This is a genomic window from Moraxella osloensis (assembly GCF_001553955.1).
GTDB classification, from domain to species: Bacteria; Pseudomonadota; Gammaproteobacteria; order Pseudomonadales; family Moraxellaceae; genus Faucicola; species Faucicola osloensis.
The window spans coordinates 2103188-2116119 of the sequence record NZ_CP014234.1; the positions used below are offsets into that span (position 1 = coordinate 2103188).

Here is a 12932-nt window from a genome sequence, read left to right on the forward strand (position 1 = left end):
ATGAAAGGCAGCCAAGCTGTTATTGATTATCTAAATTTCTTAATTAGTGGTGAACTGGGGGCTCGTGACCAGTACTTTATTCATGCGCAAATGTATCATGAATGGCATTATCCAAAACTTCATACGCGTATGCATCATGAAATGGAAGAAGAAAGCGATCATGCGCGTGCCTTAATCAATCGTGTGTTGATGTTAGAAGGCACGCCCAACATGAAAGTTGCCGATATCAACATCGGTCATGATGTGCCAAGTATGCTAAAAGCCGATCTTCAGCTTGAGTATGCGGTTCGTCAACATCTCAAAGACGGCATTGCGCTTTGTGAGCAAGAGCAAGATTATGTCACCCGTGAGATTTTGGTCGCCCAATTGGTCGATACCGAAGAAGACCATGCGCATTGGTTAGAGCAGCAGTTAAGACTGATTGATATGATGGGACTAGCCAATTATCTGCAATCTCAGCTCGGTGACATCTCTGAATAAGGCGACAAAGCAATAAGGCAACTAAGGTAAACATTATGCAAGTCGATAAAGAAATTCTAAGAGCGCTAAACCAAGTTTTGGGTCAGGCATTAATTGCTATCAACCAATACTTCTTACACGCGCGTATCGCCAAAAACTGGGGACTGAGTGAACTCAATGAAAAATTGTATCATCAGTCGATTCATGAGATGAAATGGGCAGATGACCTCATTGAGCGTATCTTAATGCTAGATGGTCTGCCAAACTTGCAAGAGCTTGGCAAAATTTTAATCGGTGAAAATGTTGGTGAAATTTTGCGTTGTGATTTGCAATTAGAGTATCAAAAAACTGACATCATCAAAAATGCGATTGCTTTATGTGAGCAGCAGCGTGATTTTGTCTCTCGCAAATTATTGATCAAACTCAAAGACGGGAGTGAAGCGCACATTGATTGGCTAGAAACGCAGATAGAACTAATGACCTCGATGAGCATCGAAAATTATACGCAAAGTTTATTAGATTCATAGCGCGTCTCAGTGTGTCGGAATAACTGTATGGACCATCAATATGCTCAAGCTGCGTTGATTTCTGTCATCTCTATACTGATGGCATCGCTTATCATCATCTTAGTTGCAGTAATTTATTAATTATCGTTTTAATCGTCGAGTTTGGCATAGCCAAGCTGATGGGTGATTTCAGCTGGCAGTGTTCGTTCTGCCAGCCGTTTGGTGAGTTACTTTAAAGGGCATTTTTACCCAAGATATGTTTTAAAATATGGGTTTTACAAGGTGTGTTTTAGAAGTTTTCTAGTACAATTTTGCCTTTTGACTTGCCTGATTCAAGTAGCTTATGTGCCTTCTCCAAGTTTGCAGCGTTAATTTTGCCTAAATTTTGGTTGAGGGTACTTCTAATTTTTTGCTGGTCAACTAATTGGGCAACCTGTTGCAACAGTTCACCTTGCTTTTCAATATCATCGGTTTCAAACATTGAGCGGGTGAACATGAACTCCCAATGGATAGAAATAGATTTAGTTTTAAACGGCATAATATCAAAGGTTTGTGGATCATCGATCACTCCAAGCTTGCCTTGTGGTGCAATCAGAGCAACTATTTGCTTGATATAGGTGTCTGTATGATTGGTAGAGAATACGTATTTTGGTTTTTCAATGCCTAGTGTCTCGATTTGTTCGTTTAAATCTTTGCTATGGTCGATGACATGGTCGGCACCCAATGATTTTACCCAAGATTTGGTTTCTTCTCGTGACGCTGTGGTTATCACGGTCAGATTGGTTTTTGCTTTTAGGAGTTGGATAGCGATTGATCCTACACCGCCTGCACCACCAATAATTAAAATACTGCCAACTTCTGTTTCTGAAATTTGAAAGCGATCAAACAGCATTTCCCATGCCGTTATTGCAGTTAATGGCAATGCTGCGGCCTCTGCATTAGATACTGTAATGGGTTTAAGACTGATAATCCGTTCATCGACTGCTTGAAACTCAGCATTACTACCATCTCGGGTTAAATCGCCAGCATACCAAACACAATCTCCTACTTTAAACGAGGTAACTTTTGAGCCAACTTCGATAATTTCCCCAACGGCATCCCAACCTAAAATACGATTATTTGCTTCAGACGAATTTTTTCTCACTTTGGTATCAACTGGATTCACAGAGATTGCCTGAACTTTTACCAGTACATCACGCTCTTTAAGCGTAGGCTTCGCTTTTTCAATATCTACCAATGAATTTTTAAAATCATCCTGGTTATTTATAACATACGATACGGCTTTCATAGATTTGTCCTTTTGTAATAGTAGATTTAATAGCGGGTTATTTTAATTAAATGCAGTGTTTTTAGTGTATTGCACACAGGCTGGCTTAGCTCAGTCAGCATGATCTGATAGAATTAATGAAAAATAGTCGATATTCTGAGTCTATGCTAAAGGTGTAAGGTCAAGAGCGCAACGTTAAGGATACAAGCTAAGCTCACATTTTGCGGCTGTGTTTGTGCGCCTGTGTTTGCGCCAAAAATAGCCCTTGGTAAAATGCCGTTATTTATTGTTGTACCAGTGTAACCAATCCAGTGTAGCGAGTGCAACATCATTTATACCTTGTCACTTATGCTTGTTTCCTTGTTATGGTTAAAGCAAGGTTATGATTAAAGCAAGCATAAAGGGAGTAATATCAGTATCAAATTTAAGCTGATACAGACATTCCTTATGACTTAAAGCGCAAATGTTTATGTAACCTTTATACAACACAGCTATGCGGTAAAGCCGTTTGACATGAATATGACAGTGGTTTAGACTCAATTTTAATGCTAGTCAATGTCGGCTAGTCAATATTGGAGTATTAGTGATGGTTAAAACCGCTTTATATGTCCGTCTTGAAGCTAAACCAGGTAAAGAACAACAAGTAGAAGATTTCCTAAAAGCGGGTCTGCCTATCGTCAATGAAGAACCAGCTACAGTTGCATGGTTTGGGCTACGCCTTGGACCTTCAACCTTTGGTATCTTTGATGCATTCCCTGATGAGGCAGGTCGCGAAGCGCATTTATCGGGCAAGGTTGCCGCCGCTTTGATGGCTCAAGCAGATGAACTATTTTCAGAGCCGCCTTCTATTGAAAAAGTAGAGGTGTTGGCGAGCAAACTACCAGCTTAAATTGAAGCCTAATTTTACTAAGTTTAAGCTTTTAAGCCCAATTCTCTTGAGCTTAAGCCTCTTAAAGAGCTGCCTAAAATATCACATAAAAGGCAGCTTTTTATTATATCACTTCACTTAAACCAGTCACTTAACTGGACAAAATCCTGCTTCTTCTGCTGCAACCGCAAGCGCACTGCTTGAATTGTTAAATAAGGAGTAGCCCATGTCTGCGTATGTGGTATTTACCCGTGAGCAAACTACAGATGCTGAGGAACTGGCGCAATATGCACAAAAAGCGCCGCTTGCTCGTGAAGGTCGTGAGCTAACACCCTTGGCTTTTTATGGTCAATTAGAAGTGCTTGAAGGCAATGAAATTGAAGGCGCTGTTATTTTACGCTTTCCTGATATGGCAGCCGCGCGAGACTGGTATAACAGTCCCGTCTATCAAGAAGCATTACAACATCGCCTAAAAGGAGCAAATTATCGTGCCTTTATCATTGAAGGTGTTGAAGACGCTATTTAAAAAAAGCACTTTAAGAAAAAGCATAGCTGTCATATGTACTAACCTACAAGTTAGTACATAGTAGATTATGCATTGTTATCAAATTGATGTAATAGCAGCCCATTCATACATAATGATTGGGCTGCTATTACAATTTTTGCAGCTATCATTGTCGTGAAGCCAAGATAGTGAAGCTAAGTTACTAAGGTTAAGTTACTAAGGCTAAGTTAGTGAGGTGAAGCTAGCAAAGCTAACTTTTAAGACTGTCCACTTTTTAATAAAAACGCCGTCGCTTTTAGCGCTTGATGTAAGGGTGTTTTATCTTTTTGCAGCTTACTTAATAACGCTGCGCCCATCCACATTTGGTAAGTCACTTGGGACAACGTCAAAGCATCAGTCTCTGCTTGGATAGACCCATCTTGCTTGCCCAAAACGATGACTTCAGCAATCCGCTTGATTACCTTATCGACGCCGTCGGACATAATAGCGCGCATATCTTCAGATAGGTCAGCGACTTCTGCAGCAAGTTTTACAATTAAACAGCTATCTGCCCAACTACACGGCGCATCAGGATCTTCAATCCATAGGTTAAAATAGCCGATTAGTTTTTGGTAAGCGGATTGGTCGCTACGCCATAGTTCATCCAAACGGCGTTGGTAATTATCTACATAATACTGTACCAATTCACAGCCGAAAGACTCTTTAGATTTGAAGTAATGATAAAATGAACCTTTAGGAATCTCGCAGCTTTGTAATATTTCTTGTAATCCCACACCGCTAAAACCTTTACGCAAAATCAGCTCAGAACTGGTGTTAAGAATGTGTAAGCGTTTCGTTTCAGACTTCTTGATAGGGGCATGCTCCATAGTTATTGTGCCGGCTATTATAAAAAATAGACCAGTCGTATTGTTTTTATTATAACTTATCTGCAATGAATGTAAAGACGTTTTCCTTGAAAGCGTTAACTATTAACAAAAATAATTCAATATAAAACAAGGATTTATATCAAATTAGGCAGGGATCGGATGATTGATTCAGGCAGTCAAGACCAAGTAACAGTCTAAACCCAATGACATAAGTATGGATTTAAAATAGGGGTTCATATTGTGATGTAAACTACTTACTATTTAATCATTACAAGCTAAAAATAAAAAACCACTGAGGTCTAATGCACCTAAGTGGTTGTTTTATATGGTGGGCCCACACAGACTTGAACTGTGGACCAAAGGATTATGAGTCCTCTGCTCTAACCAACTGAGCTATAGGCCCGAAAGGGTAGTATCACAAATATTGCCAAGCAAATTTGTCAAAACTAGGCTGATTATAATACCTTAAAAAATTATTTTTGCAATGTGGAAATGGATAATTTTATGCAAAACGTTGATTAAATCAGCATAAACTTGTCTCACCGAATACGCATTATTTGTCTTGTGTCACCGCAATCATCACACCCATATATTTATTGTCATTGCGTGACAGCGTCTGACTATACAATGCCGAGGCACTACCGCCATCCAAAAACAACGCATTGTCACAGCCCAATTGCGATTTGAATAAATCGGCAAACTCATAAAAGCTGACAGGGGTATCGCTTATCACAAATTTGACGCGGCTAGGATTGCGATCACACACGCCAACACCATTGCGGTATTTTCTCGAGGTACTATTGGCATCAAATGCCGGATGGATATTACCATCGATGACCAGCATGGGTCCAGATTGGGTGGCAAAAATCGGTTTTGCCCCGCTTGCCAGTTTTTTTGCCATGCTTTGACTTTCAGTGATATAAAAACCTTGACGGTCTTGCCAAAATACCCCGTTGGGCATTAAGTGAAAGTTGCCGCCGCCTTGCTTGAGATTTAGGGCTCGGATTTGCTTGCCATTGATGACCGTATACCCAATCGGCGCAAAATTGCCATCGTACATCCCTGCGTTCATCGCAAACAACAAGGTTTTGGCAGGTTGCTGGCTTGCCAAATAATCGCGCAGGGTAGTAAAGGTGAGTAATAATGGGTGGTTCGTGGACGAGGGATTTTGCCACTGTAGTGAAAAATTCGCCGCATTTTTAGCATCAAGCTCACAGATACTATAGTCGAACGGCTGGTTTTTGCGCTGACAATCTGGGACGGCTTTGGCAGTAAACTGACGTGCCAAACCGATACTTGCCACCAATAATAGCGCCAAGCATAGGCTTACCACAACCGCTTGTGTTTTTGTGATATTTGAGAGCGTCATACCATTGAGAGAAAATTTAAGCTATTGGCTATTATACCATTTGCGTATCACAGAATATATCCGCCATTTATTACAGAAAACTTGTTCAACTTGATATTCTCGCAATTTCGACTTAACAGTGATGAATTAAACTAGTTTTTGCCATCAATATCATTATAATAGGCAACTAAGAACAGCACCCCGCGTTTATTCAAATCTTCAAATCGCGATTTGACAGAGCCATCGGGCAGTGTACGGGCTGTTTTTACAGTTTCTCCCACTTAAAATCATAATCCCCTTCAATTTTAAGGAATTTAACATGGCCATTGAACGCACGTTATCAATTATCAAACCTGACGCAGTCGCAGGCAACCACATTGGCGAAATCTACAGCCGTTTTGAAAAAGCAGGCTTAAAAGTTGTGGCAGCAAAAATGTTGCATTTAGACAACGAAAAGGCGGGCGGTTTCTACGCTGAGCACAAAGAGCGTCCATTTTACAATGATTTAGTCTCTTTTATGACTTCAGGTCCAGTGGTAGTATCGGTACTTGAAGGGGAAAACGCAGTGGCGCACCACCGTGAAATCATGGGCGCTACCAACCCAAAAGACGCCGCTGAAGGCACGATTCGTCGTGACTTTGCAAACAGCATTGATGAAAACGCGGTTCACGGTTCAGACTCAACCACATCTGCAGCCCGTGAAATCAGCTACTTTTTCAATGACAATGAAGTTTGCCCACGTACGCGTTAATCTTAACATAACAAAAAACGGCTTAAATTTTAAGCCGTTTTTTTACTGCCTATCATTCGGCTGAGCTATCATTAAAAAGTAGCAATGCAAAAATAAGGATGCAAAATCAATATTAATAGTTTTGTTAAGGAAACTAAAGAAACTTAATTTAACAATTCATAACAAAGAGCACATAGAGCACAGGCGTAAATCCGCTAAAATAAATTCATCACGACGTAAATACAAACTTTGCTGACTACGATAGTAATAAGATAGAATCAATAAGACAAAAAATAAAATAAAAAACGATAAAAATAAAAAAGCCATAATTTGGCATTATGGCTAACATCAGTAAAACAAAGAAGAAGAAAGCAACAATAAAAATAACAACAAGTAGTGCATTACCCACTCCCATCAAGTTCCCCACTTGATGGGTTTATTTTTATATTATATAACGTTATATAATAAAATACCATAGCAATTTACTAGGATTTATCAATTTTTTTAGAGGTTATACGGCAAATCTCGTTTGACACCCAATTTTTAATTCAAGCAGTGATAGTAGCTGGTTATGCCAAGTTTGTATTCAAAGTCGTTATTCGAATGCTATCCAAAGTCGTTATCCAAAGTCGTTATCAAAAGTTTTTAATCTAAGTTGTTATTCAAAGCTTTTATTTAAGATAGCCTAGCTACTTGTAAATCATGCTTTAACCGTTAAAATAGAGACCGATAAAACAGTCACTGTTGGAACTGTTAGAATAGACACCACTAAACCAAACACAATAGCTTCCAAAATCAAGACAGTAAGATAAAACAATAGGATTAACCATGATAAGAATCGGTCAGGGTATCGATGTCCATGCCTTTGTCAACGATGGCACAGAAAACCAATTTATAACATTAGGCGGGGTGCAAATTCCTCATACCCACAGTTTGCTTGCGCATTCTGATGGCGATGTGGTGTTACATGCGTTGTGTGATGCGTTGCTTGGTGCATTGGCACTGGGCGATATTGGGCAGTTTTTCCCAGATACCGATGAGCGTTTTCGCAATATAGATTCGACCATTTTGCTGAACCAAGTGTACCAATTTATCCAATCAAAAGGCTTTACGCTTATCAATGCCGACATCACCATCATGGCGGAGCGTCCAAAACTATTGCCTTATCGTACCGAGATTCAGTCGCGTATTGCCGGTGTCATGGGCTGCGCGGCTGACCAAATCAGCGTCAAAGCCACCACGACTGAGAAGCTTGGGTTTACCGGTCGTCAAGAAGGCATTATGGTAAGCTGCGTGGTGTTGCTTGAACAAGTGACTTCATCAAATTAATAGAATTTTTGGGTGATTTTGCTGCTGACTTTTTTGGGGTGGGCATCTTGAATGCTTACTTTCGATAACCATTATAGCGTATAATAGCAACCCTGCACTCATCATTAGTGAGTCAAATTTTAGCAGTGAAGATAGCGCTCTACTTTAACAAGGGTCTGATAAAGGAATTTCATATGACTGATATGAACCAAACTGACATCGAACAAACCATCCGTGACCAAATCGCTCAACACAGCGTATTGCTTTATATGAAAGGCACGCCACAGTTCCCACAATGCGGTTTTTCTGCGCGTGCGGTGGATGTACTAACCCAAATTGGTCGCCCATTTGCGTTTGTCAACATTCTTGAAAACCCAGAAATCCGTGCAACTTTGCCACAGATTGCTAACTGGCCAACTTTCCCACAATTATGGGTGGCAGGTGAGCTGATTGGCGGCAGCGATATCATCTATCAAATGTTCCAAGACGGTGAATTACAACCCCTAATTGAAGCCAATAGCCCAGCGGTTTAGTTTTACCACTAGCGGGTTAAGGTTATTTCTTTTTAACGTTTTTGTTGTCATGTACCCATAACCATGTATCAAGTCCTAGCACGCAAATATCGTCCAAAAAACTTCCATGAGCTGCTGGGACAAGAACATGTGTCCAAAGCATTAATCAATGCCATCCATAACCAGCGCTTGCATCATGCGTATCTATTTACGGGTACGCGCGGTGTCGGTAAAACTACCATTGCCCGTATTTTGGCGAAATGCCTTAACTGTGAGACAGGGGTGACAAGCGAGCCTTGTGGTGTATGTGGTGTATGCCAATCCATCGATAGCGGTCGCTTTATTGATTTGATTGAGATTGATGCGGCATCACGTACCAAAGTTGAAGATACCCGTGAATTACTCGACAACGTACCGTATGCACCAACCCAGGGTCGCTACAAAGTCTATCTAATTGATGAAGTGCATATGCTATCGACGCATAGTTTTAATGCGCTACTAAAAACCCTCGAAGAGCCGCCAGCGCATGTGAAGTTTCTGCTTGCGACCACAGACCCACAAAAACTGCCCATTACCATCATCTCGCGTTGTCTGCAATTTGTACTCAGACCTTTGCCGCAAGTGGCGCTCGCTGAATATCTTGGCACGATTCTTAACAAAGAGCAAATTAGCTACGAGCCTGATGCCTTATGGCAGCTATCGAGCAGTGCCAAAGGCTCCGTGCGCGATGCGTTGTCACTTACTGACCAAGCCATTGCGTTTGGCAATGGCAATGTCACAGATGAAGTGATTCGCCAGATGCTTGGCTTAATTGACCAAGCCGATGTCATCGCTATCCTTGCCAATATTTACCAGCAAAATACCCAGCAGCTGACGCAGGCTATTCAGCTTCTGCGTGAGCAGGTGGTGGATGCCAAAGCCGTATTTGACAGGTTGGCTGAGACGCTACATCAATTGGCAATTTTGCAGGCGTTGCCAAATTTTGATTTGCAAATCAATCGCCAGCAAAGCGAGCAATTGCAACAACTGGCTCAGCAGTTACCCGCAGAGCTATTACAACTGTATTATGACATTGTGGTAAAAAGCCGTGAAAACTTGGCATTAGCCAATACGCCGATGCAAGCGCTCGAGATGTGTTTACTCCGCTTGATGGCGTTCAAGCCACTGCATCGCAATCAAATCCCGCTTCGTCCGCCAATCGCTAATAACCCTGATTCTCAAAGTCCCGATTCTCAAAGTCCTGATTCTCAAAGTCCTGATTTTCAAATTGTTGATACAACGCCTAGCGAAGCCATACAAGGTGCAAAATCTTCAGTGCTGGCTGAAGTTAGCGTACAAGTAACTTCGGAGCAGAGTGATAATAACTTATCGGATGACAATCTGCTCAAATCTGCTTCAAACGTTGATAGCGTTGATAGCGTTGAACAAGGCATTGAAGAAAGCATTGAACAACAGGTATTTGATGATAGCCATTTAATATCTATCGATAAAGCCGCGTTCAATACCACCACACAGCAAACGCCACCCATAGAAGACGATGCCATTGCCAATCGCTTATCTGACTTGCAACCCAGTGCCAGTCATTATGAGATGACCGCACCGACTATGGTTACGGAAGATAGCGCATCGATAAAAAAAAATGAGCCAGCGTCAGTCGCCGTAGCTACCAATGTCAACGTTAATGTTGACAATTCCCACCACACTATGGCGGCAGAGGGTAGTGATATAGCTGATATATCGCCACTGGCATTGCTCAAACCCACTCATGTACCACTTGAGGGCGAATGGACACCTGCCAAATGGGATTATTGGGTGTTTAATGCCCGTGAGCAAGGCTGGCTCGATGATGATGAATTAGTGCTTGCCAAACGCGGGGTTATGACAGGCGAGATTCATGGGGTTAGCCAATTTGTCACTGAACAAAGCTTTTTGACCCATACCGCAACTTTTGATAATTTTTGCCAAAAACTTCGACAGCGTTTTGAGGGTATTGATATTCGTTTGGCGGAGGGGGCAAGTAATTTTCAAGCGCTAGAGAAATTAACACCAGAAGCACTCCAAGAAGCCCGCGAAAAACTAGCATTACAACAAGCTACTCATCAGCTTGAACAACAAGCAGTTACCCAGGCACTGTTGCAGCAACACGCCTCGATTAGTTCTGTTAAGTTAATTCAATAAGTCAATTTAATTTATATAAATTCTAGTTTTTACTTTTTTAACAGACAAATAATTGAACAAAACCAATATTTGTTAAAAAAATCAATAAAATACACTATTAAATAGTTGAAAAAATATTAATAATTTTAGTTAATAAATCCCGATGTCGTTTAATTTATCTTGCTAATAACGTATAATACATCAGATTTTAACAGTGACTTTGATTAAGTGATAAAATTGGGTGAAATATGCTTGATAATTTAAGAGGCATGGCGGTTTTTGCAAGTGTTGTACGTCATGCTTCATTTAGTGGTGCTGCAAAAGAACTGGGCATAACAACAAGTGCGGTTAGTCAACAAATCCGCTCGTTAGAAAACGATATGGGTGTGGTGTTATTGCATCGCTCGACTCGTAAGTTAAGCTTAACAGAAGCAGGCACTAGTTTCTATGAGAGTGCCAAAGATGTGGTTGCGGCAGCCGAACAAGGTCGTATCCGTGTCAATCAATTACGCGATGAGTTAGCAGGGAACTTACGCATTGCGACCACGCCAGAATTGGGTGTGAATCATATTTTACCGGCGCTGTCGACTTGGATTTCGGCGCATGATGATTTAACCATCCATTTTGAAGCGGACAATCAGTATGTTGACTTGATTGAAGAGCGTATCGATATCGCCCTTCGGATGTCACCAAACCTTACTGACAGTAATTTATCGGCATTTCCTTTGACTGAGATACGTCAGCTGCTGGTGGCTTCACCGCATTTTTTACGTCAAAATGAAAAATTGACCGAGCCAAAAGATTTAGCCAAACTCAATATGATTGGCATTAGCCTTATCAAAGATCCCAATCAATTTGATATGATCAATGTGGAAACAGGTAAAAAATCACGCGTGCGTATGCCAACGCGTATTCAAACCAACAACATTATGCTTGCCACGACCCTTGCCAAAGAAGGGCATGGCGTTGCCCGTATTATGTCACTTGATATCCAAAAAGAATTGGCAAATGGCGATTTGGTGGAAGTATTGCCAGGTTACCAATTACCAAGTTATATGCTGTATGCGGTAACACCCCGGCATGAACAACAACCTGCGAAGGTGACGCGCTGTCTTGAAGTGTTGACCAAGTATTTTGCTAAAGTTTAGCGGTTGGACGGTCAGTAGTAGCAATAAACGGTTTAATCATCCGTTGCCGTAAAACCACCGACTTTAGGCGGTGGATATAAGGCAACTTGTACACTATAACGCTTGCATAAATTTTGCTAAAATAATTTGCATGAAAACACTCAAGCTACGCATACGAGACAAACATAATGATAAACTCAACCGCCTAAGCGGTTTGGTTAATTTCGTATGGAATTATGTCAATGACTTGAGTTACAAACACCTAAAAAAGACTGGTAAATTCTTTAGTGCTTACGACCTAAACGACTACACCAAAGGTAGTGGTGAACTGCTAGGCTTACACAGTCAGACTATCCAAGCCATCAATGAAACCCACGCCAAATCGCGTCGCCAATTCAAAAAAGCCAAACTAAACTGGCGAACCAACAACCCAAATTCAAAACGTAAATCATTAGGCTGGCTACCGTTTAAACAATCTGCCATCAAACACATCGCCACACACCAAACAGGTAAAAAAGGCTTAAAATCCACCTTACAGCTTAGTTTAGCCAAAGGACAAAAGCTAATCATTGATCTATGGGACAGCTACAACCTTAGCCTATACCAAATCAACACATGCGAATTGGTACAAGACGCACGCAGTCATTGGTATGCCTGTATCACCGTCAAAGACTACCCCAAGACACAATGCGGAACGGGTAGCGTAGGCATTGACTTAGGGCTTAAAGACAGTGCCACTACCTCAAGCGGTGACAAACTCACCATCAAGCAAACGCTAAAATATGCAAAACAATTAGCTATAGCCCAACGCTCAAACAACAAAAAACGTATCAAGGCTATCCATGCCAAAATCAAAAACACAAGGCAAGACCTGATACACAAATTCACCACCCAATTAGTTAAAGATAATGCGCTAATCGTGGTCGGTGATATTCAGAGTAATCAATTTAATAGTAAAAAAGGCAAACTCGCCAAATCGGTTTACGATGCAGGCTGGTTTGAACTGAAACGACAACTGACCTACAAATGCGAGAACGCAGGTTGCCGTTTTGAAATCGTGAATGAGAGATACACGACCCAGCGATGTTCGTGTTGCGGTGACATCACCGCCAATAGTCCGAAAGGTAGAAAATCGCTTGGAATAAGAGAATGGATATGTGCTTCGTGTGGCACATGGCATGATAGAGATATTAATGCCAGTAAGAACATTCTTGCGGTCGGGCTTGACCGTCTTGTAGAAGGAATCCCCTTGCTTTAGCAAGGGGAGGAAGTCAATGAT

At 41.3% G+C, this 12932-nt stretch carries 14 protein-coding genes and 1 tRNA gene; 10 read left to right on the forward strand and 5 right to left on the reverse strand.

Going from position 1 to position 12932, the window contains the following annotated elements; all coding sequences use genetic code 11:
* Nucleotides 1–480 (forward strand): bacterioferritin, encoded by a 480-nt coding sequence (gene bfr, locus AXE82_RS09285; RefSeq protein ID WP_062333970.1) that lies wholly within the window; start codon nt 1–3, stop codon nt 478–480.
* 35 nt (nt 481–515) lie between these two features.
* On the forward strand, nt 516–986 hold the full coding sequence (gene bfr, locus AXE82_RS09290) for a bacterioferritin (protein WP_062333972.1): 471 nt from the start codon (nt 516–518) through the stop codon (nt 984–986).
* Nucleotides 987–1254: 268 nt separating this feature from the next.
* Here bfr (AXE82_RS09290) and AXE82_RS09295 read toward each other — a convergent pair whose 3' ends face one another.
* The gene (locus tag AXE82_RS09295) at nt 1255–2253 is read right to left on the reverse strand and encodes a zinc-binding alcohol dehydrogenase family protein (RefSeq protein WP_062333975.1); all 999 of its coding nucleotides are present in this window, start codon (nt 2251–2253) and stop codon (nt 1255–1257) included.
* 565 nt (nt 2254–2818) lie between these two features.
* Here AXE82_RS09295 and AXE82_RS09300 point away from each other — a divergent pair.
* Both AXE82_RS09300 and AXE82_RS09305 read left to right on the forward strand, forming a co-directional pair.
* Nucleotides 2819–3121, forward strand: coding sequence for a putative quinol monooxygenase (locus AXE82_RS09300; RefSeq protein WP_062333978.1), 303 nt, complete (start codon nt 2819–2821; stop codon nt 3119–3121).
* 205 nt (nt 3122–3326) lie between these two features.
* Entirely contained in the window at nt 3327–3626 is a 300-nt protein-coding gene (locus AXE82_RS09305) for a DUF1330 domain-containing protein (RefSeq protein WP_007116445.1), read from the forward strand.
* A gap of 236 nt (nt 3627–3862) precedes the next feature.
* On the opposite strand, the gene AXE82_RS09310 is transcribed toward AXE82_RS09305, so the two are convergent.
* The 4 genes from AXE82_RS09310 to AXE82_RS12365 all read right to left on the reverse strand — a co-directional run bounded on the left by AXE82_RS09310 (nt 3863) and on the right by AXE82_RS12365 (nt 6100).
* Complete coding sequence (locus tag AXE82_RS09310) at nt 3863–4471, reverse strand: TetR/AcrR family transcriptional regulator (RefSeq protein ID WP_062333980.1); 609 nt, start codon at nt 4469–4471, stop codon at nt 3863–3865.
* Nucleotides 4472–4797: 326 nt separating this feature from the next.
* A tRNA-Ile gene (locus AXE82_RS09315) sits at nt 4798–4874 on the reverse strand.
* A gap of 150 nt (nt 4875–5024) precedes the next feature.
* Entirely contained in the window at nt 5025–5840 is an 816-nt protein-coding gene (locus AXE82_RS09320) for a phosphodiester glycosidase family protein (RefSeq protein WP_062333983.1), read from the reverse strand.
* Between the two features lie 131 nt (nt 5841–5971).
* Nucleotides 5972–6100, reverse strand: a complete 129-nt coding sequence (locus tag AXE82_RS12365) for a hypothetical protein (protein WP_257721696.1) — start codon at nt 6098–6100, stop codon at nt 5972–5974.
* Nucleotides 6101–6138: 38 nt separating this feature from the next.
* Between AXE82_RS12365 and ndk the strand changes: the two genes are divergently transcribed.
* From ndk to AXE82_RS09350, 6 genes are all read left to right on the forward strand, one after another.
* A complete protein-coding gene (gene ndk, locus AXE82_RS09325; RefSeq protein WP_050323952.1) occupies nt 6139–6570 on the forward strand; it encodes a nucleoside-diphosphate kinase in 432 nt (143 codons plus the stop codon).
* Nucleotides 6571–7377: 807 nt separating this feature from the next.
* Entirely contained in the window at nt 7378–7878 is a 501-nt protein-coding gene (ispF, locus tag AXE82_RS09330; RefSeq protein ID WP_062333986.1) for a 2-C-methyl-D-erythritol 2,4-cyclodiphosphate synthase, read from the forward strand.
* 173 nt (nt 7879–8051) lie between these two features.
* On the forward strand, nt 8052–8390 hold the full coding sequence (grxD, locus tag AXE82_RS09335; RefSeq protein WP_007116440.1) for a Grx4 family monothiol glutaredoxin: 339 nt from the start codon (nt 8052–8054) through the stop codon (nt 8388–8390).
* A gap of 63 nt (nt 8391–8453) precedes the next feature.
* Nucleotides 8454–10547: a DNA polymerase III subunit gamma/tau gene (gene dnaX / locus AXE82_RS09340; RefSeq protein ID WP_062333989.1), complete on the forward strand. Its 2094-nt coding sequence runs from the start codon at nt 8454–8456 to the stop codon at nt 10545–10547.
* A 227-nt stretch (nt 10548–10774) separates the two neighbouring features.
* A complete protein-coding gene (locus tag AXE82_RS09345; protein WP_062333992.1) occupies nt 10775–11674 on the forward strand; it encodes a LysR family transcriptional regulator in 900 nt (299 codons plus the stop codon).
* 130 nt (nt 11675–11804) lie between these two features.
* Complete coding sequence (locus tag AXE82_RS09350; protein ID WP_062333995.1) at nt 11805–12911, forward strand: RNA-guided endonuclease InsQ/TnpB family protein; 1107 nt, start codon at nt 11805–11807, stop codon at nt 12909–12911.
* Nucleotides 12912–12932 lie beyond the last annotated feature (21 nt).

Coding starts and splice junctions, on each gene's coding strand:
- bfr (WP_062333970.1), top strand. CDS start 1: ATGAAAGGCAGCCAAGCTGTTATTGATTATCTAAATTTCTTAATTAGT.
- bfr (WP_062333972.1), top strand. CDS start 516: ATGCAAGTCGATAAAGAAATTCTAAGAGCGCTAAACCAAGTTTTGGGT.
- AXE82_RS09295 (WP_062333975.1), bottom strand. CDS start 2,253: ATGAAAGCCGTATCGTATGTTATAAATAACCAGGATGATTTTAAAAAT.
- AXE82_RS09300 (WP_062333978.1), top strand. CDS start 2,819: ATGGTTAAAACCGCTTTATATGTCCGTCTTGAAGCTAAACCAGGTAAA.
- AXE82_RS09305 (WP_007116445.1), top strand. CDS start 3,327: ATGTCTGCGTATGTGGTATTTACCCGTGAGCAAACTACAGATGCTGAG.
- AXE82_RS09310 (WP_062333980.1), bottom strand. CDS start 4,471: ATGGAGCATGCCCCTATCAAGAAGTCTGAAACGAAACGCTTACACATT.
- AXE82_RS09320 (WP_062333983.1), bottom strand. CDS start 5,840: ATGACGCTCTCAAATATCACAAAAACACAAGCGGTTGTGGTAAGCCTA.
- ndk (WP_050323952.1), top strand. CDS start 6,139: ATGGCCATTGAACGCACGTTATCAATTATCAAACCTGACGCAGTCGCA.
- ispF (WP_062333986.1), top strand. CDS start 7,378: ATGATAAGAATCGGTCAGGGTATCGATGTCCATGCCTTTGTCAACGAT.
- grxD (WP_007116440.1), top strand. CDS start 8,052: ATGACTGATATGAACCAAACTGACATCGAACAAACCATCCGTGACCAA.
- dnaX (WP_062333989.1), top strand. CDS start 8,454: ATGTATCAAGTCCTAGCACGCAAATATCGTCCAAAAAACTTCCATGAG.
- AXE82_RS09345 (WP_062333992.1), top strand. CDS start 10,775: ATGCTTGATAATTTAAGAGGCATGGCGGTTTTTGCAAGTGTTGTACGT.
- AXE82_RS09350 (WP_062333995.1), top strand. CDS start 11,805: ATGAAAACACTCAAGCTACGCATACGAGACAAACATAATGATAAACTC.